The sequence below is a fragment of the Cryobacterium sp. Y29 genome (genome assembly GCF_002929825.1).
Taxonomy (GTDB): domain Bacteria; phylum Actinomycetota; class Actinomycetes; order Actinomycetales; family Microbacteriaceae; genus Cryobacterium.
Genome location: NZ_PJJN01000023.1, coordinates 52,915 through 75,916, shown reverse-complemented (window position 1 = coordinate 75,916; position 23,002 = coordinate 52,915). Strand labels below are relative to the sequence as shown.

The following is a 23,002-nucleotide window of genomic DNA, read 5'->3' as shown; positions in this document are numbered from 1 at the left end:
GCTGCGGTCATGCTGATCTCGACTTTCAGTGATCCCTCATTTTAAGAGGGCCCACTGTCCGAGATATCCGCGGCAGGTCATACGGAGAAATGTCCGCAGGGTGATGATCCAAGATTTGAAGGCATTGAGGTGTGCATCGTGTGGTGCTCCGGCGAGGTCCACGCGTCGCGCTTCGCGGCCGCGGTCAACGAACTCAGACTTCTCCTCGGCAGTAAACATTCTCTTTTCTGCGTACACCACGAGCGTCGGGACAGTGACGCGCTCCCATCCGTCCCAGCAGGGCCGACTAACCTCGTTCATTGTCGCGACCATGACGTCTGCATCAAACCGGACGTTTCCAATCAAAGCGGACGAGTGCCCATCTCCGGGACCTCCAGCACCACGAGCGTCGCTGCCGCGGCGCGGCCGCTCAACATCGATGGGGAACTCGGCGTCCCGTACGGGGTTCCTCTTACGGATCGACTGTTCGCGTGTCCCGTTCGCCGTTCGCCGTTCGCCGTCCGGCTTGCGGGACGCCGTAAGTGCCGCGAGATCAGGACAAATCGCGGTGAGATGCTAGTTCTGTGGAAACGAACAAGAACACAGATATGCAAGTTGTTGTCATCCGCTCCTATAGTCACGCGGATGCCGCAGACACTTTGGCAATTTTCCTTGCTGCGGTGACCGAAACCGCTGCCGCCGACTACTCGCCGGACCAGATTCAGGCGTGGGCTCGGCCAGGAGCGCGAGATCTGCCCACCTGGCATGCGTCGATGCGGGAGCGGAACAGTTACGTGGCGACCGTGGATGGTGTACCAGCGGGCTTTTCCGATGTGAACTCTGCGGGGTATATCGACATGATGTTCGTCGCGCCTCGATACCAGCGACAAGGGGTTGCACGACAACTGATCGCCCGCGTGGAGGCCCACGCGCGCAGGGCGCAGCTGACAGAACTGACAGCCGACGTCAGCATCACAGCCCGACTCTTCTTTGAGCGCCACGGATTCACCGTCGAGGCAAAGCAGCACCCGGTGAGGGGCGGTGTGCTGCTGACCAATTGCAAGATGAGAAAGAAGTTATGCTGCAGCGCGGTGTGCCTGAGCGGGCAGCTTGTTTGCCACACCCGGGACCAGGCGGACACTGTCCGGGATCACCTACCGCTGCACCTTGCCCTGACCCGCGCCGAACCGGGATGCTGTTCGTTTAACGTCACCAGGACGAGCAATCCACTGATGTGGCAGGTCGAGGAAAGCTTCGAGCACGCAGCCGCCTTTGAAGCTCACCGGGAACGTGTCGCCAGCAGCGAGTGGGGTCAAGCTACGGTAGGAATCGAACGCCGTTACACCGTGATCGGACTCTAGCCGCTCCGCCCGGCTCAGCACTTGCTCTGCAGCGGGACCCCCGACTTGTCCCGATCAGGGTTGCGCGTTCGGAAGGCTCAGCCGAGCTTCTTGAGCATCTTCAACAAAGTTGTTTCGTAGCCGAGTGATTCGTAGAGACCGCGGGCGCCGGTGTTGAATGCGAAGTCGCTCAGGCCGAGGGTATGCGCGCCTTGTATGCGGGCATACTCTTAGCTGAAGAGCATCGTGGCCCTCTCGAAACCCTGGCCACGTTAGTCGGCATTGATGACAATGTCCCAGACCCACCACGCACCCGGGTCGGCGCTGACATCCTGGCCGATCCAGAGATACCCCACAGGCTCACCCGTCTCACTCATGACGTGAAAGATCTCATTGCCAGGGCTCAGAGCACCGTCCGGAAATGAGCGAAGCGTGCTCTCGACCGCCATGAGCCGAGCTTGTTCTGGCGATGCGCCCTGGACAACCAAGTCGCCGATGTACTCGGTGCAGCTGCGGTCCAGCCATGATGGGAATTCGCTGGTGAGGATTCGCTGAAGGGTGGTGGTTATTTCATGATTCTTCCAGAAGTGCGCAGACGAGCCATTCAGTGGCGTTTGTGTACATGGCGCAACCGGCGCTCGAACCGTACGAAATAGCATTGATTGTCGCACCGAACAGTGCCACTGCATCCGCCTTCGCGCCCGGAAAGGGTCCGGCTTGCGGGACGCCATTGGTGGAGGACAAGGTATTGTTCGTGGCGGGCCGGAATCACCTACGCCTCTTTCGTCCGTTTTATAGCGCGGTGTGATCGCTGTCACCCAGTGGAGGCTTGCGCGCACGAGTCATCCTGCGCTGTTTGACCGGTGAGTCCGTCCAACGCTTGAACGGTCGGTTGCGGGGCGGGGACGGCGGTTTCACTCGTCGCCGGCGTTGACGTTTCGATCGGCACCGGTGCATCCGGCGTTGGTGCAAGTGGTGGCGTTGTTCCGGGGAGGGTGAAGGGCTCATCGGTGGCGAGTTTGGTGAACATTTCGGCGGCCACCGCTTCCAGGGGAACGACTTTGCCGGGGAAGTCGGAGTCTCCGGTCGTGCCAGGATATTGCACGAACAGCAACCGATCCAGGTCGATGTCTTGGAGGGTTAGGGCCATGGATACCATGGTGTCGATATTGGCGAGGGACGTGGAGAGCTTAATATTGCTGGCCGCCGCGGTGGCGAGGTTGATCAGGGTGGGAATGCTCGTGAGTGTGCCGTTGCTCTGCACCGTGCGCATGAGCGAGGCCATGTAGATCTGTTGTGAGGAAATCCGTGCCAGGTCACTTTGGTCGCCGACGCCGTGGCGGCTACGCAGAAACGCCAGTGCGGTATCCCCGGCGACGACGCTCGTGCCCGCGGGCAGATACAGGCCTGCAGAGTCGTCGTTGACGGCCGCAGTCAGGCAGATGGGCACTCCGCCAACGGCGTCGCTCATCTGAACGACCCCGTCGAACGAGATAAGTCCGGCATACGGGATGGTCAGTCCCGTCAGCTCAGAGACGGTCTTGACCACACACGGTAGCCCGCCCCGGGACATGGCTTCATTGATGGGGCGTGCGGCCATCGCCGAAAACTCGGCACCGTTCTCGGCATCCGTGCACGTGGGGTGCGGCACGATGAGGTCGCGGGGGATGCTCACGACGACAGCGTTACTGTGGTCTGCGGACACGTGCACGAGAATGTTCACATCGTTGCGGGTGCCGTGGCGTTCACCGTAGGCCGCGCTCTGGACCGCGTCGTTGTCGACGCCGACCATGAGAATGTTGAAACCGTTTTCGTAGCTTTCGAGCTGTGGTAAGGGCGCTGCCGTGTCACCAGCGGTGATGTCGATGGCGTTGTCATCGACGGTCTTGCTGAAGCTCCACACCGCAACAGCAGCCACGGCCGAGGTGCTGACCACGGCAACTGTCAGTGCAGCCGCCACCAGTTTGACGGCGGTGGCATACGGATTCGAGCGCTTGAGTCGCCCGTGACGCGCGATTCCAACCATCCGTTTGCTTCGCCTGCCCGCGTCAACCACAATGCCCCGTCCCCTCGCGCTCGGCTTATGACCGAACCGTTTCTGCAATAGACCGATCATGCCCCTCGACGTCGCGCTGGGCCCTCCCGAGGTTACCGCTTTCCGCGGCGACGGCTGTGGCGCACGGACGGGGCCCTCGCTACCGAGACTGGAGGTGCTGGGCGCCATGCTGGCCGGGGAATCCTCCACAGGCCGGCCCGAAACTCAATCCGTCAGTGGGTTTTTCCTGAGGTCACAAAGGCTGAGACTCGCGTCTTAGTACCCTTTGGACGCTGTGTGTGGCTCCGAATCAACCGAATGTCAAAGTAGGGTCCGTGGTTGGCCGGAACACCCACGTCTCTTGCGTTAGTTTTATAGCGCTGTGTTATCGGCGTCACCCGGCGAAGGCTTAGGCGCACGCGTCATCCTGCGCTGTGTGCCCGGGGAGTCCAGCTTGAGCGGACGACTGTGGGATAGGGATAACGGTTTTGTTCGGTGCCGGTGCAACCTGAGTGAGGTCACTTCTCGGTCTTCGTGCGATTCTATGTGTCAGCGCCAGAAGTTCGATGCAGTCGCCCCGAACTTCGATGTTGCTTTCGCTGTAGCGATACGGTGCAAGCATGGGGAACATTTGGGGGCGCACTGATCCGTGCCAGGAACTTGGCCGTACTTGCAACGATCTCGTGCTGACCGGGTGCACAGCCTCGGCTCCAGACACCGGTGATTGGGTCTGGAGAACTTCGTTCCCTCCAGTAGCTGCGTCTCACGTAGAAAGCGACTCTGACACGCTTCTCTTCCCTGCCGCGAATGACTTTGGAGCGGTAGGAATGCAACTCGTAGTAGTCGGCATACGGAACGACAACATGCAATTTGCGGTGGATAAGGAGAGCCTTGTCGTCGAACGAGGTGAGGTCGTCCTCCTCGCCCGTCGTGGGGAGCTGAAGTACACGGCACTGCAGGCGAAACGATGAGCAGCGCGAGGAGTCCGATCCGGTACCCGAACGTCGGATCCCGAACCTTCATGACTCGACGGGCATGGTGGCTTATTGTCCCTAATATCTTCGTCCCGGGCTCCGCTCAAGTGCTCGCCGGTAGTCGGGCTCTTGGCCGGTTTGCCGGTGGACGGCCGCTTCAATATCCTGCTCCTCGGCGGCGACGCTGGCGCCGACCGGTCGGGCATGCGGCCCGACAGCATGTCGGTCGTCAGCGCGTCCTGCAGGAGGCGATCCTCAAGCAGTTCCACCCGGCGAATGTGCTCACAAAGTTTCAGGGTGTGGCCGAGGCCGGCCAGCAGGTCGTCAAGACCGACGTACCGCAGGGAACGCTCGGCTACTTCGCCAACCTGGCGGGCAAAACCAGAGACTTACCGGTGGGGTCCGTTGAGTTGGTTCCGGATAATGGCGTCGACCCGCAGACCCGGACTACGACTACATCCGCAGCCTGATCGCCACCGCGCTCAGATAAATTCGAATTGTGTTGCCAGGGAGCCAGGGCGCCGAGACCGGGTGTCGCTTCCCGCGAAGCGGTGAAAACCTGCATCAGATTCCCCCAAGAGGTTTTCCCCTTGCGGGCCTCTCTATTCGTCTGGACAGCATCAAAGGTCACGGCGCTAGGTGAAGTGCCTGCATCAGGGCAACGATCTACGCATAGACCTTGCACACACGACCACAACTGTCGAATTGCCTGACGAGCTCGGGCAGTGCAAGACTCAATCTGAAACAGTGGGTCGCCAAGGCGCAGCCCGACGACGTCATCTCAACGCGGAGTAGACGACAAGAACCAGGGGGATTCTATGAAACGTATGACATTCGTGTTGGCCGCAGCGACCGCAGCGGCTGTTATCTTGTCAGGCTGCCAAGCACAGCAGCCCATCACACCTGATTCATCATCAGCGATTGCTCCGCCTACCTCCGCCCAGACGGATGAACCCACTGCGCAGGAATCGGCTCAGGCGTGGGCAGATGAGACATTCGGGACGTTCGAAGCTTTCACCGTCACCGGCAACGGCGCTGAAAAAATTGTCTTTCCTGACGACGCTAAATCGGGCTTTTACACAATCACGTGGGCACCCGATCACTATGCCAATGAGCAGTCCGGCGCGCAGGTTTATGGTGAAGACTGCACGTACCACGAGGCTGGCATGGCTGACTATGTAGGCGATTCCGCCAGTGTCGCCTATGGTTTGGACCCCTCCGTTGGCCCGGCGGGCTGGATCGCCGTCGGGCCCGGCGCGGGTGAGTGGTCCATCACCGTGTCACCGGTTTCGGCCCTTCCTGCACTGCCGGACACCGGCGGCTACGACGCCTATTTGTATTCGGGCGACGAGCAACCGGTCATCTTCTCGACCTTGAACTTTGGGCGGCTCAACGTTCGACAGTTCAACGGCATCGATCCGACCGACAGCATCCTCCCTCAGCAAGACTTTACGGCTATTGGAACTCTCCTCGCTGGCCCCAGCGTCGTCAACGTCCAGCTGGAAAGCGTGAGCCCCTGGACGCGATCCACGAACTAGCTCGAGGGACACCAACTGATTAGCGGCCAGTGCCGTCTATGGGACCTTGAATCACGCGCAACAAAGGTTGTTCAGTAGTCAAGTGAACGGTGTCCCATAGGGGATGGCGGATTCAACCGGTCGACGCAACGATGGGCTTTTCTGGCTCTGATAATAGTCGTTGCATGGTTTGAGCGGGTGTGCTGCCGCCGAGCGTTTTGCGGGGTCGATTGTTGAGTTCGGTAGCGACTTCGAGTAGCCGCTCGGGCGAATGAACGGATAAGTCGGTGCCTGTGGGGAAATACTGGCGGAGCAGCCCGTTGGTGTTCTCGTTGGTGCCCCGCTGTCACGGCGAATGTGGTTCACAGAAGTAGATAGCTATCGTGGTGGCCAGCGTGATCTGCCGGTGCTGGGCCAGCTCGGTTCCCGGATCCCACGTCAGAGTCTTCACCAAGTGCTCGGGGAGAGTCTTAATGGCGGCCAACAGCCCCTCGCGAACCGTGATCGCGCCGTGGTCACCGGGGAGGTGGACCAGTATTGTGAACCGGGTCTGACGCTCCACCAACGTAGCGATCGCCGACCGGCAGTGTGATCCCAAGATCAGACCTCCTTCTCAGTGCCCCGGCACGGCCCGGTCGGAAACCTCCGCCGGCCACTCGCTGATCATGGTCATATCCGGGATCTTGCCCGAGTTCTTCGCAGCAGGCCGTCTCGGACGCCGGATGGCGCGGCCGCTGCGTAAATGCTGATGCAGATCACCGCGCAAGCCACCCCGGCCGCCCCCATAAAGCGCCTGGTAGATCGCTTCCGGGCTGACTCGCATTTCCTGCCGATCGGGAAACACTGCAGCCAAATGATCACTGATCTGTTCCGGACTCCATTTCATACACAACTTGGTCTGCACCAAAAGGGCCAGTTCCGGATGGTCGAATTTGCTGGCCTTGGGACGACGGCCGCGAAGCTCGGCCTGCTTCTGCGCCGCATAGGGGCGTACTTCGTCCGTGCCTGCGGGCCAGTCTTGGACCCGCCTCGAGCGAGCTCTCGACTGATCGTGGCAGCAGACCGGCCCACCAGAGCAGCGATCGCCCTCACGCCGGCGCCACCTTGGTGCAAGTCTGCGTTCCGCAGTCGTTCCTCCAAGGACAAGTACCGCCCCGGTCGCTCTGCCTCGGAAAGAGGGAGCCGCCCACCCGTCGCTTGACGCCAACGCCGTCCAGTTCGCCGATTCACCCCCACAGCATCACACGCTGCAGTCAGAGTCGAGCCTGGGGCCATCAATACCCAGAACCGCGCCTGTTTCTCCACCAACTCATACTTCGACCACACGTACAACACCTCACAAATGGGAGTGTTGCGACGACCAGTTGAATCCGCCGTTCCCCTTGCGGTCACTGCTTTCAGAGCGGGTGTGGAGCCGTAGGGCGTCGGCCGGAAACGACCTCGACCAGCTCGACATGACGCTCGGTCTAGCCTCGGACGTTAATGATTCCTGCTTGCGAGCAGGACTGGGGCTGATCCCGGACGACGCTTGGAGAGTCACCGAACCGAACCGGCTCCAAAACGCTCGCCACCCAGCCGCGGTTCGGATCGGTTGTCATATCAAACTCACTGGTGGACCATGTCGTGAGCATGGCCTCCGCTGCAACTTGACGTTCGGCGTCCTCCTCGGCCATCGCCGTCAGGTATTCGGATTCCCACGCGCACAGCCATGTGTATTGAGCGACGACGTACCCCGCGCCCGATTGCATCACGCCAGTTGAGCTCGTGCCCGAATCCAAACCTTCTGGAACGCCGGCTGGATAAGCAGCACCCGCTGGAAGCGGATTCTCCATCGCTTTGATGGCCGCTTGATACTCGAAGTAGCCCGTTCCCGCAGTCACCCGGGCGGGACCCTGAGGATTGGCGTTGACCACAGATGTGACCTCGCCGTCCGGGCCAGCGACGGGGACGGGAGCGACAACGAAGAGGAGCGGAAGTAGCACAATCAGAAGGATTGCCGCAGTAACGGCTGAGACCGCAATCGCGACGGTCCGGCGGACCCGCCTCCGACGATGCTGCGAAGCCCCGAGGGGCGGCACCACGTCGAGTTCTTGCCCGAGAATGTCGGCCGGTGACCCGAAGCTCGACAGGGCTGCGGATGCGTCCGCATCCGACAGGTCTGGCTGAACGAGTTCGCGCAGGTGATTGGCGATTTCTTCGCGAAGTACCGCTCGTCGAGCGTTTGAGAGCGACCCTGCAGCCGCGTCAAACTGGTGCAAGTACTGGGTAACCAGTCGGTGGTCGGCGTTAGACGTCATCGCGGGTCCTGTCATTGTGTTTCTTGGGAATGGTGGCCAGGAGCGACGTGACGGAACCGGAGAATCGCTCCCAGTCCTCCTGAAAGGATTCCAATTCCTGACGGCCACCCTCCGTGAGTTGGTAGATCCGGCGTGGCCGATCGGTGTCGTTGACTTCCCAATAGCTCGTGACGAAACCGGCATCGTGCAGTCGGTTCAGGAGCGGGTAAACCGTTCCCTGGACTTGTCCTACGGCGTCTACTTGTGGGGTTATCCGATCCAGCAGCTGGTCATCCAAGTGAATCCAGATCTACCGGTCGCGTTCTCGGTGGCATTGACGATCGTCTTCACTCTGGCGGTCGCGACTCTCTCTTGGCGTCATCTTGCAGCGCCGGCCCTCGGTTTGAAACACTCAGCAAGAACCGAACCCATACGAGGCCTCGACGGGAACCAGCCTTTTCTACGCTTACGATCTCACCCTTGCAGAGACGTTGAGCCGACACGTCACGCGTGCGAAGTCAGTCTCGTGTGGCAGTGCCAAGATGAAGGATTTGTACCACGGCTGGCGGCCATGGGCCTTCGTCTCCGAAACACGAATTGATTCGTCATGGATTGAGAAAGCGACAATTGATCGGATATCGTCCGAGATCACAGCGGCGCGAACAACCGGCCTCTAACGTCCCCCCGGCCGGCTGACCTCAGAACGCAGAACACGGGAACCGCGATCTGCGCGCACATCACCTCCACCACGAACGCCTTGATCGAAAACCACTACGGGGTGAGTAGTTCGCCCAACAGAATCTCTTGACTGAAAAAAGCGATGAACTGTCCTGACACATCACTGCTGTTCTACCTGCTGAGGAGAACCCCGTGCACGAAGATAATCGCCGGAAATGTCGCGGTGAAGGCCCAAAAGAAAGTGTCGAGGCCAATCAGCACGGCTGTTCCGAGATGGAGCATGGCCCCGGCAAAAAGCAGCGCTACCAGTACGCCAGGGGGAGACACAAGGGCTAGGGGAAAAATGATCTCCACGACGATAACTGACCATCCGACGAAGCCTCCAAGCCAAGGTTGTCTACGAAGTACGGCTGCGGCCGTGGAGTGTCCATAAGTTGCGGTGTTGAGAATACTTTGCAGCGCCGATCCTTGACGCCACTGTGCGTTGGATATCTTCGATATTCCCGCAGCAAAATATGCCAACAAAGCCTGCGCCGCGATGAAATACAAACCCACGGCTTGAAAAGGACTCGACGTTGGGAGCAGGAAAGTGAATGCCAAGCCCGCAAGGATGATGACCGATATTTGATTGGAGCCATCTTTGCCATATCGAATTTGATAGGCCAGGAAAAGGCTTGATAGCAAAATGATTGTCGCGTAACTGGCGTAGAGCAGGTTGCTTTGAAACGGAGTGATTAGCGCTATGGAACAGACGATTCGAGCAATCACAACAATACGTAACCACACTGAGCCGCTGTGCCCGACCATCCATCCACGTGACGCACCGTGTGACCTAGCGAGGATCTGTCTGCTATTCCAGTCAAACAGCCCGCTTGAGCCGAATTCTTTCAAACCCAAAAGCAATTGCAAAGAACCTTGAAGAATGCCTATGCTCACGATGATGGCGGTAATTCGTGCGGCGCTTTCGATTGTCAACATGGCTTATGACACCGGGTGAGTCAGCGAATAAAAACGAACGCGTGGCACAGAAGCTCCGCTTGGACCGCGTGTTTCAACCAAAGCAAACTGGTAGAACGCCTGCGACGACAATGAACCTCCGAGTCGCTTGCGCGCGACGTCAAGCAAGATTATGTATGGCGCCGTGAACTGAAGCCGCTCTGCAGAGCAGTTGATACTGGAAAGCGCCAGCAGCTGAAACAATTCGATCATGCCCTCTCGGTAACGTTTTCGAGGGTTCCAAAGGGGAAAGAGAATCCCTCTCGGGGATAAATTCAACTCCAACCATGGACTGACGCTCGTTTCATCGTTGCGACTGCGATAAACAAAGTGGTAGTTACTCGCACCGGGATCTGGCGTGAAAAATGACCATTTTGGTATGAGTGTGAACCGGTCAAACCGTGTAGTCAGCCGGCTGAGCCGATTATTTTTCTGAAATGCGATCGTCAGTAAAAACCAGACACAGAAAACAACGATTCCAATAACGCCGAATACGGAGCTTGCAATATCAATCATCATGTGATCTTCCTCAGATCGAATCGGTCGGCGAACAGTTTGTAACGGAAGCGACTTGACGAACGAACTCGTGGCAGCATCGTTTACCGATTCTGGTAGCAGGCAGCTGTTGATGATTTGAGAATACGAAGCAGAAATCGGGTCATTTCGATCGGGCGGCACGTGCGTCCGCTTGGTAGGCCCGAAGGACCTCCAACGTCTGTGCCGATCGGTGCTCTACAGGAACTTCTGCAAGCTCTTCGGTCATACCCTCTACGTCGCAACGGATAGCCGAACCGCCGTCCGTGACGATCCAGTCGTCATTGGGGTCGACAGGGGTGATGAGGCTGTCGAGGGTGGAGAGTTCGAGATCGGTGAGGCTGATAGCCATGTGCGTTCCGTCTTTCGGTCTCGGAGAAATCGTGTCGACGCGCTCTTACTATGAATCCAGGATGACTTGCGGCCGCTCATAATCAAGCGGGCCGGTCCATAGAAAGGCGAGCCGCGTCGGTTCAACTGCATAATGTCTATTCTGAAAATCATCTTTCGTCAACTATGAAAACAAAGAAGAGCATAGACATAGCAACTCGTCAGGGGAAGGTCCTGCAGCGATGTGTTCTGAGGGTAGCGGAGCATCAACCCGCCATCCCTGCTGAGTGCGATTGCCTCCTGACGGCCGGGAACCTCTGGCATACCGTTCAAGGTTCCCCTACGGGCGCTCCAAATGCGGGCTGCGTCGTTGATCTGCGGCTGCGTTTTTCGGAGGGGGGGCTCTGGGCCAGATCGTGTGTTTCACAGCCCAGATCACTTCAAGGCCGCAGATCATCATCAGCATTGGGTACCAATGTTCCGGGGCGGCTGTCTGCGCGGCGTTGCCTACCAACCGGATCAGGCCGAACAAGTCGAGAGCGGAGATTGCCGCTGCGAGCAGGGTGCGCGCGACGTCTTTCCGGCAGGCCACGGTATGGCCGGTTCCGCAGAGCCACGTTGGTGCGGGGCCGTCGGCGAACCGGTGAGAGAAGCGGATGTCGGCCCAGCGAACCATCCCCGGGGCGTAGGCGATCGAGAAGCCAATGTAAACCGCGGCTAGGCCGTGCGCCCATTCCGCGTCAGCGCCGGAGCGAAGGTGCACTTGAGACGTAGTTAGATCGGGTTTCATATTTAGAATGACCGACATCGATTGGCAGGTCGAGCTCACCAGGGCTGCATTGCCACAGGCGGTGCTCTCCCTGCTCAGCTGCGAACGCCAACATGGCTACGCGATGGTCGAAGTCCTCCGTGTGCACGGCTTTGCCCGGGTTAAGGGCGGCACGCTCTATCCGCTGCTGCGACGTCCGGCCGTTTGGCGCACTGGCCGTTCATTGTTGCGACTGCGAGCTGAGCCTGTCCGGTGGGTTCTCGGGCCGAAGGATCGACATGATGATCGTGTCGACGTAGCGGCCGTCAAACTTGTGGGCATCGCGACGAACGCCCTCAATTATGAAGCCACTGCGCTCGTAGACGTGCTGAGCTCGAGGATTGAAGGCGAAGACTTCCAGTTCGATCCGGTGCAGCGGTGTTGTCTGAAATGCGTGCTGAACGATGAGCTGCGTCGCCTCGGTACCGAGACCGCGATTACGCCCCGCCGGACCGATGAGAATTCGAAAACTGCAGCTGTCATTTTCCGTGGTGAGTTCGTTGAGAACCACTTCACCGACGCAGGTGGACGAGGCCTGATCGATGATCGCGAGGTCCAAGCGGTCGGGCTGCTCGGCTCGCGTTTCGTACCATTGCCGCGTTTTTGAATCCAGGATGGCTGAGCGGCCCCGCGCTGCCGCCGTCGTGTGCACGGTCCCCGTGAGCGTGAGCACTTCCGGATCGGCAAGGATGCCCCCCATCAAATCGATGTCAGCTGATGCAAACGCACGAAGGAGAATTCGTTTACCGACCAAGGTCGGCTTATCTGCGAAAAATTCGATGGAACCCATTCGCCAAGCATGCATCATCCCGGGCATGGCCAGTCCTTGCCTGTGGACTGCCGTGGCGCCGACGTCCCTCAAGAAAATGGCGGATTCACTTGGTCGTCGCGACACTCGATTTTTGTGAGCTGTGACTACCCATCCAATCGTGGTGGGTGGTCTACTTTTTCAAGAGCGAAACTGGCCTACTTCTCAACGAGCGCTGACAGGTACGTTGGCGGAGCGTCGGACACGGTTCACGGTGCTGGTCCACGTCCCCGGTGATTCGGCGCAATCACGGTTCGCGATGGGCGGGGTCACCGCCTTCTTTGCTCTGCTCTTGATATCGCTCTTGACAAGGAGATCTTTCGAACTCAGGTCTGTGCTTCGGTCACCAGTGGTACATCGGCTCTCGCCCGGCCATTGACGCGGTCGGCGAGAACAATGGCGATGACACCAAGCAGTATCGTACCGCCGATCCGGGCAAGGCCGTCCAGTCCCATCAGGAGCCAGGCCACCAGATTGGGTCCGTATGTGGTGGCTGAGCCCCCGCCCAGCACTTGCAGTAGCAGCCAGGTCACGGTCAGTGCCGCCACCATCCCGGCTGGCACCCAGTTCCACGGAGTCGGCACGGCGCCGAGCCGGGCGATCTGCATGACCGCGACCAATGCGAGGGCGAATTGAACGAACGAGTCCGCGTAGGCGAAGGACATCAGTACGGGCGGAGCGGGGTCGTTCGAGAAGACATCGCCAATAACGCCGTACAGCACAGATCCAAGAAGGAGCCAGAGGGCCAACAAAGCGAGAGCGATAGTGCCGACCGGGCGGCGCGCTGTAACGCTGCCCACGCCGCGCACGCCGAAAGCAAACACCAACAGGGCGGCGGAGTACAGAGCGGGTCCCACCGTCTCGGCGTACGGGAAGAGCGGGGGCTGCGCGATCACCGTGATAACGACCGAGGCCAACAGTAGCCCCCCGCCGATCAACAACGCGAGGGAGGCCGGTGACACTGGGCGATCACGAAGCTGTGAGTTTGCCATGCGCCCGAGTCTACTCAGAGCGCGCGGTAAGTCTAGCTAGGTCACAAGAGGCGCGGTGCCGCCCTCATGGGATGCTGAATGGTGTCTGAATCGGACCCGGTCCTACATGGCGACTCGGACCAACTGTTTTGGTCATTGATCTGAAACCGATAAGGAGCCATAAATCGTGATCCAACTACCCTCGCTTGATAATCACACCGCCCTGATCGTCGTTGACGCTCAGCAAGGATTTGACCAAGTCGAATGGTGGGGACCCCGAAACAACGTGGACTGTGATCAGAACATCGCAGCGTTAGTGAACGAGTGGCACAGGCTTTCGCGACCGGTCGTCTTCGTGCAACATAATTCCTCCAATCCGCTCTCCCCGCTGCACCCCAGCAACCCCGGCCATGCGTTGAAAAGCTACATGTCCGGCACGCCGGATCTATTGGTCCAGAAAACGGTTAACTCAAGTTTTCACGGCACACCCGATCTTGACTCCTGGCTTCGAGAAAACGCCATCTCGACCATTGTGATCTGCGGCATCACCACCAATCACTGCTGCGAAACAACAGCGCGCATTGGCGGAAACTTGGGATACACCGTCTACTTTGTTGTCGATGCGACTCACACATTTGACAGGACAGACCTCGAAGGTGGAATGATCAGCGCGGCGGAACTTTCCCGAGTAACCGCGATCAATCTTCACGACGAGTTCGCCACCGTCGTCCTCTCGCACGAACTTCTCAACCGCTGAAAGCAGCCCGAAGGGGGTTCGGCTTGCGGGCAGCAGAGGCGCTCTCAGCGCAACACGACGACGGGCACGGTGATGCTTAGGTGGTGCGCCCATCTAATCGTTGGCACCATCTATTCATGGAGAATGCGACGTGGCCGGCCGAATGGCTCAGGCGCGCCCTCACCGCAGCAGTGCTCCCCATCGTGAGCGAGGAAGAAACCTATGGGTATCTTGTCGCCCAGCGACTGAAGGCAGGCGGGCTCGGAGTTGTGAGGGGCGAGACCCTCTATCCACTCCTTAGCAGACTGGAACAGAATGGCGATGTGGTCACGTCGTGGAGGAAAGGCGTAGGTGGCACTGGACGTAAGTACTATTCGATATCTCCGACTGGCGAACAGCGCCTCAGAACGTTACGAATCGACTGGCAGATCTTCTCTGACCATGCCACGGCCATCATTTCCGGGGAGAAGGCTCAATCATGACCCAAGGAGCACTGAAAAAGTATTCGGCGGAGCTTACGGAGATACTCGAACTTCGCGGTGTTCCCGAGGAAGCGATCACGCAGATCGTGCGCGAGGTTGAAAGCCACGCTGCCGAATTCAGTGAGGACCCAGTTTCCGAATTTGGGACATCGAGCGAGTACGCCGACAACTTCGCGCCGAAGTTCGGCATGATCCGTTGGTGGGCACTGATCGTCTCTTCCGGCGTTGCGTGGGCCTGTGTTCCGGACAGGTGACCGCAAAAGAACAATTTGAAGGTTGGGTGTTGTTGGGCATATCGTTTGGGCATGCCGGATGCCACCAATCCCTACGAGCTCGATGGCCTCCGGGCCATAGCTCACCCGCTGCGCCTGCGTTTGCTTTCGCTTCTGACTGCGGAGGCTTTCAGCGCTACGGAGGCGGCGCGTGTCTTGGGCGAGAGCCAAGCGAACGTGAGTTACCACCTGCGTCGTTTGGCTCAGGCGGGACTCGTACAGCTGGTCGAGGAGGCGAATATTCGTGGCGGGACCGCCAAACGTTACCGACACGATCCCGCGAGCGGCGAAGCGCTCGGTTCGGGCCGCGTCGACGAGCATCAAGCTCTTATGGGTTCCCTCGCCGCAGAGCTGAACGCCCGCAGCGCGCGTTACCTGTCAGAATCCGAATTCGTGTTCACCGAGGCGGAGGTCACCGTCTCCCGTGAGGCCTGGGAGCGTATCCGCGACATGTCCCGCGAGATCGGGAAACTCATCCACGATGAGGCGGTGCCCTCCGCCACACCAGAAGGCATCCATCTCAGTGCCACCCTCGCATTGTTCGAAGTCGTAAACCACGACACCATCCGCGCACATGAGTAGCGGCTACCTCGAGGTACTGCGCACGACCGGCGCGCTGAGGGTCTTTGTTCCCGCGCTCGTCGGGCGACTCTCGTTCGCCATGGTGTCCTAGTGCTGCTCTTCGCGGTGCAGCGAAGCACGGATTCTTTCGCGGCCGCCGGCGCGGCTACTGGGGCTTTCGGGCTCGCGAACGTGATCGCTTCTCCGTACCGCGCACGATTCGTCGACCGGCGCGGACAGCGGTTCGCACTCAACTCGCTAGTCATCGCCTTCGCTGTCGGTCTCGGCGGCATTGCTGCGCTGACAGCCCAGCCCGACCCTTCGTCAGGGGCGCTCGTTGCACTGGCAGCCATTGTCGGGTTGTTCCCACCACCGCTCGGCGCCTCGATGCGTGTGCTCTGGGGTTCGCTGACCGCGCCGGGAGCGCTGCGGACGAAGGCGTACAGCATCGATGCGGTCTGTGAGGAATTACTGTTCACGACGGGGCCATTGATCGCGGCGGCCATTCTCAGTGCGGCGTCGCCGCCGGTCGGACTGCTCGCTACTGCCACGGTGGCGCTGGCCGGAACCCTCGGCATGACAAGCAGCTCGCTTTCGCGACAGCTTGTTGCCGTCACCGTTTCCCCCAAGAAGAGTTCACGGCCGTTACGACAGAGCGGGTTCGTTGCAGTGTTGATCGCGCTACTCGGCGTGGGAGTCGTGCTCGGGACCGTGGAGGTGGTCGCACCCGCAGTCGCTGACAGAGAGGGATCGGTCGCTCTGGCCGGCATCCTTCTCGCCTCTTTCGCAGCGGGAAGCGCAGTCGGAGGCCTGCTCTACGGCCAGCGAACCTGGGGGAGCTCGCTCATGAAACGACTCCTCGCCTTGGTCACAGTCATGACCGCGCTGTGCGCACTGCTCACGACACTTGAGTTTGTCGTGGTCCTCGGCTTCGGACTCGCTGCGGTGGGCTTCTTCCTCGCCCCGTCGCTCGTGACCGGCTACTTACTCGCGGACGACCTCACCGCTGTAGAGGTGCGCACCGAGGCATCGAGCTGGATCAACACGGCAGTCAACGCTGGCGCCGCCGTTGCCGCCGTCATGGTGGGGTTCGCCATGGACGCCATAGAGCCACGTCTGGGATTCATCATCGGCGCCGCGGTATCCCTCATCCTCCTGATAGCCGCAACCGTGCCGATACTCAGAAACTCCAAAGCCGCGCTCGTCGAGGATCACTTGCAATCGGCGTAGATGAAACGAGAACCCGACCAACAGCCGTATCGCCGCTTACGGGCGACTCGCTCAGCGAATCGACTCGAGCAAAATCACGCTTCAACGCGCCTGCTGGTCGTCCGGCTTGCGGGCTGATTCAGGCCCGTCGGATTGGTGCGAACCCACCCTCGTTTTCGTTATGGTTTTCCCAAGAGCCGAAGGACAACATTTGCACGTGAATGTCTTCCTTTCGCCCACCTCGGCTGCCACCATACGTGAGCCTCCCGGTTTTGGTCCTCGACGACGGCGCAGACTGCAGGTCCCCCTAATCGGTCTTGGCGCGCTGCTTCTTGCTGCGGCTGTCATCGTGGTCGCAATTTCCAACCAGGCGATTGACCTGATTCTCGAAACTGACGTGGCCCGCTTTGCCCTTGGCGCTGGTCACCACACCGGCTGAACTCGCCAATCAATTCAGGGATTGGGTGCACGAAGCTTCGTTCTCGTTCTTGCCAACGTCGGGCTGATCCTCAATTTTGGGGATACCGCATGCCGAACGCGGGGGATGACCCCGCGCCGGTCCGCGTAGCACGATGAGCAGATCGAAAAAATCCAATCAAAACCGAGGAATCCCATGACTTTTACTCGTCCCCGGCAAGACAACGACGTCAAGATGTCCATGAAGATTATTGGCGCGCTGACAATACAACGGGGAAACACGGTGCTTCATGCCCAAGATTTAGGGGGCCCTAAGCCTCGACAAATCCTGGAGATCCTGCTCATCAACTTTGGCCGCCCCGTCTCGAAAAGCAGCCTCATTGATCTTTTGTGGAGTGATGCTCCCCCACAAAAAGCCATGGTATCCGTTGAAAGTTACGTCAGTGTCCTGAGACGGCACTTGCAGCCTGGGTACGGGAAAACCGGGCCGCTGCGCACGACGACGGGTGGATACCTGATCGACAGTACGACAGTTGATCTTGACCTGGCCCGATTTGACTCGCTGGTGCGCAAAGCGCGGCGAGTGAGCGCAGACGCTGCATACCCGCTGCTGATGGACGCGCTCTCGCTTGCCACCGTGCCCCTTCTCACGGACGAGTTGAGTCCGGTGTGGGCAGAGGAGGAGCGCCGCAGACACGCCGCTGTCGTGACCAACGCTCGCGTTTACGCGTCTGCAATGGCCGCCGCCACCGGCAGGACCGGTGAGTCCATTTTCTGGGCGAATCAGGCCCTGCTCGATGACCCGTTGAATGAGGCTGCGTGGACTGCGGTGATTTTAGGGTTCGAGAAAGATGGCCAGCTCGCCGAGGGGCTCAGGGAATTCGCTCGCTACCGGTCGGTGCTCGACCGTGAGCTCGGGTGCGCGCCTAGCGCGACCCTGCGAGCGGCTCACTCGCGGATGCTCATGGCTACGGCGAACAGTCACAGTGACCTGTCGGATGCGGTGACCGCGCTCCTTGTGCTGAACAAGCAATTGTCACGCATCCCGAACGGGAGCGTGCGACCAAACGAAGAATTGGATGACTCATACGCGCGGGCTGCGGTGCGAGCGGCGCAGCAGGTGCTCTCTTCGTTCCTGCGCCGGGTCAATGAAGCGGCGTGAAGCACGCCTGCCAATAGCAGGGTTTCTGCAAGGACCGTGAGAGACCTTTGGTCAAACACGAATTTCCGAGGAGAACTAATGACAATCACACGCCGTCAAGTATTGCTAATAGGGGGAATCGGTGCTGCGGGGGCGGCAGGGGCCCTCTGGCTGCCGAACGAAACACTCAACGCGAAATCTATCAGCCGTCTTCCCTACAGCGAGATGCCGAGGCCGTTCAGAACGCCCCTCGTGCAGGCACCCATCCTTCGCCCCACCCGGGTCGCAATCGACCCGCTCGACGGCGCGCCAGTGAACTATTACTCTGTATCCGAAATCGCCGCGAGTGCATCCATATTGCCGCGCCTGAAAACGTCAATTCTCGGCTATAACGGGATTTTTCCCGGACCGACCCTCAGCGTCGACCAAGGAACGAAGGTGGTGCTCCGAGTGCGCAACAAGCTGCCGGCCAACCATCCGCTGGATGGTCATGCCCTGTCAACGTCGACGCATTTGCACGGCTCGGCATCGTTGCCGCAGTACGACGGGTATGCGAGTGACGTCACGCTTCCAGGTTTTTACAAGGACTACCACTACCCCAACTTCCAGCCCGCACGCACGCTCTGGTATCACGATCACGGGGTGCATAACACGGCGCAGAATGCCTACTCGGGCCTGGCCGGACAGTATCACTTGCACGATCCCCTGGAGCGGGCTCTTCTGCCTCAAGGGCCTTTCGACGTGCCGCTCACCATAACTGACGCAATGTTCGCAGTAGATGGCTCACTCGGGTACGACGACAACGATCACTCGGGTCTGTGGGGCGACGTCATTCTGGTGAATGGCAAGCCGTGGCCGGTGATGAAGGTACAGAAACGCGTCTACCGGTTCCGAATTCTGAACGCCAGCATTTCGCGTTCCCTCAGGCCCACGCTCAGCACGGGAGATCCTCTCGTAATTGTTGGCACAGACGGCGGGCTCATGCCGCGGTCCCGCAGCGTCGCAAACTACCGACACGCGGGCGCAGAGCGGTACGAAGTACTCATCGACTTTCGCAAGTACCAGACTGGTCAACGGATCGAGCTCCGGAACCTTTCCAACAAGAACAACGTTGACTACGACTACACCAGAAAGATCATGGCGTTCGACGTGGTCGGCGACCCGGTTGACACCACGGATCCGACTTGGAACACCATTCCGACGACCCTGGTCGGCAGCGAAGTCATGAGCCTCACTGCCGCACAATCAACCAAGACGCGGCATTTTCGGGTGAAGCGCAATGATGTGACCAACCTGTGGACCATCGATGACGGTTCCTGGGAGGAAGTCGTCGCGAGTGGCTTCACTAAAGTGGCAGCCAACCCCGCGCTTGACGCGACAGAAATCTGGGAGTTCGAGAATAGTTCTGGGGGATGGTTTCACCCCATTCATATTCACCTTGTGGACTTTCAGATCCTCGGCCGCAATGGCAGAGCGCCGTTTCCAGCCGAGATGGGGCCCAAAGACGTCGTCTACGTGGGAGAGGGCGAAACCGTCAGGCTGCTCATGAAGTTTGGCCCGCATCGAGGCAAGTACATGATTCATTGCCACAACCTTCCGCACGAGGACCACGACATGATGGTGCAGTTCAGCGTCGGGCTAGCCGCGACCGACGTCGACCCCAACGACCCGATTTCGGCGGCACCTCCGGTATGGGACACCCAGGTATAGCGACCAAGGCACCCACCAGAATCATCTCGGTGATCATGGTGGGTGCCATTGTCATGCTCGCACTTCGTGTGTGGGTGGCGGCGCCGATGACGGTGGTTTCCGACAGCATGGAACCCACCGTGATGCAGGGCAGCATCATTCTCGTTCATTCTGCGGCACCGTCGCTTGACGGCCCAACCGTGGGCCAAATGGTGGTCTTTCGCAGCCCCGAAGACGGCAAGCGCACGTTGAAACGTGTGGCTGGTGCCGCAGGACAAACTGTCGCTATTCGAGACGGCGTACTTTACGTTGACGGCGCACTCATCGCTGAGCAGTATGTGGATGCTCACCAGACCGACGGCACGTTCTTCCACCGAGTGACAGTGCCCGCCGGTCATCTTTTCGTGCTCGGAGACAATCGCGCGATTTCGATCGATTCAAGGGATTACGGTTTCATTCCCATCGCGGACGTGACAGGCACGGTCCTCTGGCCTCGGTGAGCGATCACCCAGCCGCGCCCGAATCAGCTTGAAAACGGCTACGTAAATCGTGCTGACCCCGGCTACCCCAAAGTTGTGCACTGGCGGAATCGCTGTCTAGCCAGTCTGTGGCCATACGGCTCACGAAACGGGCTCTCACCGCTGACGCAGTGAGAGCCCGTTCCTGTGTTATCTCGTAGCCGTTACCCAGCGGTCACGGTCACTGGCCCCACGACGCCGCCCAGGGTGGAATCGATCCAGACCGAGCCGGGGTTGCTGATCGAGGTCCTGAGCCGGTAGGTAAACACTCCACCGGTCTGCGGCGCCGCCGCAGCCGTGATCGGCGCCCGTCCAATGACAGGACCCGTCGGTCCGTCACGATGGATCGTCACCGTGCCGCCGACCGACGAACTGATACCGTCGACTCTAAAGTCGCGCGACTTCCATCTCGCCCCAGTGACGCTGATCTGGCTGGCGATCGGTGTGATTCGCACCTCATCGGTGCGCACGGCAGAACCCGACGTCACAGTGAGCCGGAAGGTCAACGGATTGTTCGTCATCGGTGTCGCGAAGAGCGGCAAAGAGAACGTTGGATTGACCGTCGTGGGCCCGGTGAGGGTGACGCGGTCGGGATCCGTTGGGCTCGTGAGCACCTGCTCCCACAGGTAGGTCGTTTCCGTGCTGGTCGTGCGGCTGCCGTCGAGCACTACCGTGGTCGCGGTGACTGCCCGAGTGATCGCCTGATCGGCTCCCGCGTTAGCGACGAGAGCGCCGAGTGCTTGGACCGGATCGGACTTAGCCGATTCGGCGCCAGCGCCGTTTGCATTGCTCGCAGTGACCGTGAACTGATAGGTCGTATCTGGAGCCAGACCGTCGAAGACGAGTGTTGTCACGTCTCCTGCGGTGGTGCGTGCGGGGCCCGCCACAAGTCCATCAGCGGTGTACGCCTGCACGGAATAACCTGTCACAGTGAGTTCCGGAGCTCCCGGGTTGGCAGCAGCCCAGTTCAGCGTCGCGCTTCCCGTGCCGGCGATCGGTGGCGAGGAGAAGGTTGGCGTGGAGGGGAGAGGATCATTCGTGATGGTCAACACCACCTGGCCCTGCGTCGAGATGTTGCCGGATGGGTCGACTGCGGCAAAGTTCACAGTAGTCGTTGCGGCAATGTTGAGGGGCTGCGTGTAGAGCACAGCGACCGGGGACAACGTGCCGCCGGTGAGGAAAACATCCGACCCGTCTGTCGTGTAGTAAATCTCCGCTGCCGCCTCATTGGAACTCAGAGTGAGCTGCTGGGCGGTGCGGAACGACCCGGTCTGGGGGGAGGCTGTCGTTAGGGGCGCCACGATGTCGGTGACCGGGATGGCATGCACGGCGGGAAAGGTTTCGCCCGCGCTGCTCACTGAGACGAGGAAAACGTCATACGTCTCGGCTGGATTCAGCCCCGAGATCGTGGTGGTTTTCGCCGCAGCGGAGTCGATGCGCTTGCCAAATTCCGCGCGCTCTCCGTTGACGACCGTTTGCGCTACCGCGTGAACCCGGTATCCGGTGATCGCCGGTGTGCCGGGGATCGCTTGTGCTGGTGTCCACGTGATCTTGAGGGAATCCGCCACCGTGGCGGCGATCACATCGGTCGCTCCGGCGGGTCCTGATTGCAACGGACCGTTCGGGCATCCGCCCATTCCAGGACCGCCCAATTCGCCGAACTCGGCGATGGTGAGGCCTTGGCGGTTAGCGGCGGCATCCTCGAGCTGCCAGGACATCACGCGCACACCCGTTCCGGCGGCAGCGGCGATGTTCGCAGCATCTTGGTTGTCGAATACGTAGGTGGCCGTGAAAGTGTTCGGGCCCGCAATGTCGTACTCGAGGGATGAGCTGTAACCCACGTTGGCTGTGAGTGGTCCAGGTGCAGCGCGCACGTCCCGACGGGCGACAGCGGTGTTCTTGAACTCCGGTTCGACGATTCGCTGTTCAATCTGAGCTTTACTTGCACCATCGCCAATAAAACCGGTGATGGTGACCGTGACGCCGTCGGCGGCGAGCACCGGCGTTCCTGTCACATAAACGTCTTGAGTTGTGGTGTCACCGGCTGCAGTGTCACCGAACTTCATCGACACGAGGTCTCCAGGACGGATGTCGGGGGTAACTTTCAGTGTCGTGCCGGCGCCCCAGCAAGCCCCGCCCGGGTGGTTGATCTCGAAAGCGACGTCGCCCGCGCTCACCACCGACTCCGCTGAGCCAATCACACCGACCCCGGGACGCGTAACTTCTACGGTTGCGGTCTGGCCAACGTGGTCCTGATAGCCCTCGATGGTGATGAAGTCGCGGTCAGGGAAGACGATGATGTTGTTGGGAAAAGTCGGGACAGCCGCCGAAGCGGCCGGTACGGCGATGATGAAGGGTGCGATCAGCACTGCGGCTGAGACCCCAAACACGGTCGCGCGCCTCACGGAAGAAATCCTGTTTCCAGGACCCGCCGGAGATGGGCTGGTTTTCACGGTCATTCACTCCTTCATGAGAATGCGTGAGAAATTCACACATAGTTGCACTCTCGTCCCGGGACCTTGGAGAAACCATGATTATCCAGCCCCGACATGGGTGGTTAGGAGTAGCGCCTTGTCCAGCGTCGGATTCGGTAAAGGTTTGTGATCACCAAAGAAGTGGGAAATCATCTAGAGCGATTAAACTTGTCACCTCGAAACCGGCCGATAAATCGATTCTGTAACACGATCAGTCGATATTTACCCGCGACGGCCATAGTGCGTGATCCTGTCCC

General features: G+C 59.8%; 24 protein-coding genes and 1 pseudogene. 13 read left to right on the top strand and 12 right to left on the bottom strand.

What is annotated here, in order from left to right; genetic code table 11:
* Positions 1-563 precede the first annotated feature (563 nt).
* On the top strand, positions 564-1,340 hold the full coding sequence (locus CXY74_RS17850) for a GNAT family N-acetyltransferase (RefSeq protein ID WP_233193141.1): 777 nt from the start codon (positions 564-566) through the stop codon (positions 1,338-1,340).
* 251 nt (positions 1,341-1,591) lie between these two features.
* Here CXY74_RS17850 and CXY74_RS17845 read toward each other — a convergent pair whose 3' ends face one another.
* Together CXY74_RS17845 and CXY74_RS01800 are read right to left on the bottom strand one after the other, a co-directional pair.
* The gene (locus CXY74_RS17845; RefSeq protein WP_233193139.1) at positions 1,592-1,768 is read right to left on the bottom strand and encodes a hypothetical protein; all 177 of its coding nucleotides are present in this window, start codon (positions 1,766-1,768) and stop codon (positions 1,592-1,594) included.
* A 365-nt stretch (positions 1,769-2,133) separates the two neighbouring features.
* The gene (locus CXY74_RS01800; protein ID WP_104198840.1) at positions 2,134-3,345 is read right to left on the bottom strand and encodes an LCP family protein; all 1,212 of its coding nucleotides are present in this window, start codon (positions 3,343-3,345) and stop codon (positions 2,134-2,136) included.
* Positions 3,346-4,181: 836 nt separating this feature from the next.
* Here CXY74_RS01800 and CXY74_RS17455 point away from each other — a divergent pair.
* The 3 genes from CXY74_RS17455 (at position 4,182) to CXY74_RS01790 (ending at position 5,866) form a co-directional block, all read left to right on the top strand.
* Entirely contained in the window at positions 4,182-4,325 is a 144-nt protein-coding gene (locus tag CXY74_RS17455) for a hypothetical protein (protein ID WP_158252273.1), read from the top strand.
* Positions 4,326-4,375: 50 nt separating this feature from the next.
* Entirely contained in the window at positions 4,376-4,798 is a 423-nt protein-coding gene (locus CXY74_RS01795; protein WP_158252272.1) for a hypothetical protein, read from the top strand.
* Positions 4,799-5,164: 366 nt separating this feature from the next.
* A complete protein-coding gene (locus CXY74_RS01790; RefSeq protein ID WP_146070020.1) occupies positions 5,165-5,866 on the top strand; it encodes a hypothetical protein in 702 nt (233 codons plus the stop codon).
* A 112-nt stretch (positions 5,867-5,978) separates the two neighbouring features.
* Here the strand turns inward: CXY74_RS01790 and CXY74_RS01785 are convergent.
* From CXY74_RS01785 to CXY74_RS01740, 9 genes and pseudogenes are all read right to left on the bottom strand, one after another.
* A pseudogene (locus CXY74_RS01785) lies at positions 5,979-7,075 on the bottom strand (IS30 family transposase).
* Positions 7,076-7,311: 236 nt separating this feature from the next.
* Positions 7,312-8,142 carry a hypothetical protein gene (locus CXY74_RS01780; protein WP_104198837.1) on the bottom strand — a complete coding sequence of 277 codons (831 nt, stop codon included), beginning with the start codon at positions 8,140-8,142 and terminating at the stop codon, positions 7,312-7,314.
* A complete protein-coding gene (locus tag CXY74_RS01775) occupies positions 8,132-8,419 on the bottom strand; it encodes a PadR family transcriptional regulator (protein ID WP_158252271.1) in 288 nt (95 codons plus the stop codon). The genes CXY74_RS01780 and CXY74_RS01775 overlap by 11 nt, the downstream gene beginning before the upstream one ends.
* Before the next feature lie 551 nt (positions 8,420-8,970).
* Positions 8,971-9,777 (bottom strand): hypothetical protein, encoded by an 807-nt coding sequence (locus tag CXY74_RS01770; RefSeq protein ID WP_104198835.1) that lies wholly within the window; start codon positions 9,775-9,777, stop codon positions 8,971-8,973.
* Positions 9,778-9,780: 3 nt separating this feature from the next.
* The gene (locus CXY74_RS17230; RefSeq protein WP_146070019.1) at positions 9,781-10,314 is read right to left on the bottom strand and encodes a hypothetical protein; all 534 of its coding nucleotides are present in this window, start codon (positions 10,312-10,314) and stop codon (positions 9,781-9,783) included.
* A gap of 139 nt (positions 10,315-10,453) precedes the next feature.
* A complete protein-coding gene (locus CXY74_RS01760) occupies positions 10,454-10,681 on the bottom strand; it encodes a hypothetical protein (protein WP_104198833.1) in 228 nt (75 codons plus the stop codon).
* 318 nt (positions 10,682-10,999) lie between these two features.
* Entirely contained in the window at positions 11,000-11,449 is a 450-nt protein-coding gene (locus CXY74_RS01755; protein ID WP_146070018.1) for a hypothetical protein, read from the bottom strand.
* Positions 11,450-11,648: 199 nt separating this feature from the next.
* Entirely contained in the window at positions 11,649-12,257 is a 609-nt protein-coding gene (locus CXY74_RS01745) for a GNAT family N-acetyltransferase (protein ID WP_199183110.1), read from the bottom strand.
* 344 nt (positions 12,258-12,601) lie between these two features.
* A complete protein-coding gene (locus CXY74_RS01740) occupies positions 12,602-13,267 on the bottom strand; it encodes a hypothetical protein (RefSeq protein ID WP_146070017.1) in 666 nt (221 codons plus the stop codon).
* A gap of 166 nt (positions 13,268-13,433) precedes the next feature.
* Between CXY74_RS01740 and CXY74_RS01735 the strand changes: the two genes are divergently transcribed.
* The 9 genes from CXY74_RS01735 (at position 13,434) to lepB (ending at position 20,253) form a co-directional block, all read left to right on the top strand.
* Entirely contained in the window at positions 13,434-14,003 is a 570-nt protein-coding gene (locus tag CXY74_RS01735; protein ID WP_233193137.1) for a cysteine hydrolase family protein, read from the top strand.
* 116 nt (positions 14,004-14,119) lie between these two features.
* Positions 14,120-14,464: a PadR family transcriptional regulator gene (locus CXY74_RS01730; RefSeq protein ID WP_104198830.1), complete on the top strand. Its 345-nt coding sequence runs from the start codon at positions 14,120-14,122 to the stop codon at positions 14,462-14,464.
* On the top strand, positions 14,461-14,718 hold the full coding sequence (locus CXY74_RS01725) for a hypothetical protein (RefSeq protein WP_104198829.1): 258 nt from the start codon (positions 14,461-14,463) through the stop codon (positions 14,716-14,718). Before CXY74_RS01730 ends, CXY74_RS01725 begins: the two co-directional genes overlap by 4 nt.
* Before the next feature lie 51 nt (positions 14,719-14,769).
* Positions 14,770-15,318, top strand: coding sequence for a helix-turn-helix domain-containing protein (locus CXY74_RS01720; protein WP_104198828.1), 549 nt, complete (start codon positions 14,770-14,772; stop codon positions 15,316-15,318).
* Positions 15,319-15,408: 90 nt separating this feature from the next.
* A complete protein-coding gene (locus CXY74_RS01715) occupies positions 15,409-16,527 on the top strand; it encodes an MFS transporter (protein ID WP_104198827.1) in 1,119 nt (372 codons plus the stop codon).
* Between the two features lie 196 nt (positions 16,528-16,723).
* The gene (locus CXY74_RS17225) at positions 16,724-16,945 is read left to right on the top strand and encodes a hypothetical protein (protein WP_146070016.1); all 222 of its coding nucleotides are present in this window, start codon (positions 16,724-16,726) and stop codon (positions 16,943-16,945) included.
* A gap of 174 nt (positions 16,946-17,119) precedes the next feature.
* Positions 17,120-18,085: a BTAD domain-containing putative transcriptional regulator gene (locus CXY74_RS01710; protein ID WP_104198826.1), complete on the top strand. Its 966-nt coding sequence runs from the start codon at positions 17,120-17,122 to the stop codon at positions 18,083-18,085.
* A 78-nt stretch (positions 18,086-18,163) separates the two neighbouring features.
* Positions 18,164-19,774, top strand: coding sequence for a multicopper oxidase family protein (locus CXY74_RS01705; RefSeq protein WP_104198825.1), 1,611 nt, complete (start codon positions 18,164-18,166; stop codon positions 19,772-19,774).
* Complete coding sequence (gene lepB, locus CXY74_RS01700; protein ID WP_255409506.1) at positions 19,756-20,253, top strand: signal peptidase I; 498 nt, start codon at positions 19,756-19,758, stop codon at positions 20,251-20,253. Before CXY74_RS01705 ends, lepB begins: the two co-directional genes overlap by 19 nt.
* A 182-nt stretch (positions 20,254-20,435) precedes the next feature.
* Here lepB and CXY74_RS01695 read toward each other — a convergent pair whose 3' ends face one another.
* Complete coding sequence (locus CXY74_RS01695; RefSeq protein WP_233193135.1) at positions 20,436-22,661, bottom strand: fibronectin type III domain-containing protein; 2,226 nt, start codon at positions 22,659-22,661, stop codon at positions 20,436-20,438.
* Between the last annotated feature and the right edge of the window lie 341 nt (positions 22,662-23,002).

What these genes read in the sequence shown, in the direction of transcription:
- CXY74_RS01720 (WP_104198828.1), top strand. Translation starts at nt 14,770, where the DNA reads ATGCCGGATGCCACCAATCCCTACGAGCTCGATGGCCTCCGGGCCATA.
- CXY74_RS01710 (WP_104198826.1), top strand. Translation starts at nt 17,120, where the DNA reads ATGACTTTTACTCGTCCCCGGCAAGACAACGACGTCAAGATGTCCATG.
- CXY74_RS01705 (WP_104198825.1), top strand. Translation starts at nt 18,164, where the DNA reads ATGACAATCACACGCCGTCAAGTATTGCTAATAGGGGGAATCGGTGCT.
- CXY74_RS01725 (WP_104198829.1), top strand. Translation starts at nt 14,461, where the DNA reads ATGACCCAAGGAGCACTGAAAAAGTATTCGGCGGAGCTTACGGAGATA.
- CXY74_RS01730 (WP_104198830.1), top strand. Translation starts at nt 14,120, where the DNA reads ATGGAGAATGCGACGTGGCCGGCCGAATGGCTCAGGCGCGCCCTCACC.
- CXY74_RS01800 (WP_104198840.1), bottom strand. Translation starts at nt 3,345, where the DNA reads ATGGTTGGAATCGCGCGTCACGGGCGACTCAAGCGCTCGAATCCGTAT.
- CXY74_RS17455 (WP_158252273.1), top strand. Translation starts at nt 4,182, where the DNA reads ATGCAACTCGTAGTAGTCGGCATACGGAACGACAACATGCAATTTGCG.
- CXY74_RS01740 (WP_146070017.1), bottom strand. Translation starts at nt 13,267, where the DNA reads ATGGCAAACTCACAGCTTCGTGATCGCCCAGTGTCACCGGCCTCCCTC.
- lepB (WP_255409506.1), top strand. Translation starts at nt 19,756, where the DNA reads ATGGGACACCCAGGTATAGCGACCAAGGCACCCACCAGAATCATCTCG.
- CXY74_RS01795 (WP_158252272.1), top strand. Translation starts at nt 4,376, where the DNA reads ATGACTCGACGGGCATGGTGGCTTATTGTCCCTAATATCTTCGTCCCG.
- CXY74_RS01755 (WP_146070018.1), bottom strand. Translation starts at nt 11,449, where the DNA reads ATGAAACCCGATCTAACTACGTCTCAAGTGCACCTTCGCTCCGGCGCT.
- CXY74_RS01760 (WP_104198833.1), bottom strand. Translation starts at nt 10,681, where the DNA reads ATGGCTATCAGCCTCACCGATCTCGAACTCTCCACCCTCGACAGCCTC.
- CXY74_RS17845 (WP_233193139.1), bottom strand. Translation starts at nt 1,768, where the DNA reads ATGGCGGTCGAGAGCACGCTTCGCTCATTTCCGGACGGTGCTCTGAGC.
- CXY74_RS01780 (WP_104198837.1), bottom strand. Translation starts at nt 8,142, where the DNA reads ATGACGTCTAACGCCGACCACCGACTGGTTACCCAGTACTTGCACCAG.
- CXY74_RS01745 (WP_199183110.1), bottom strand. Translation starts at nt 12,257, where the DNA reads ATGGGTTCCATCGAATTTTTCGCAGATAAGCCGACCTTGGTCGGTAAA.
- CXY74_RS01770 (WP_104198835.1), bottom strand. Translation starts at nt 9,777, where the DNA reads ATGTTGACAATCGAAAGCGCCGCACGAATTACCGCCATCATCGTGAGC.
- CXY74_RS17230 (WP_146070019.1), bottom strand. Translation starts at nt 10,314, where the DNA reads ATGATGATTGATATTGCAAGCTCCGTATTCGGCGTTATTGGAATCGTT.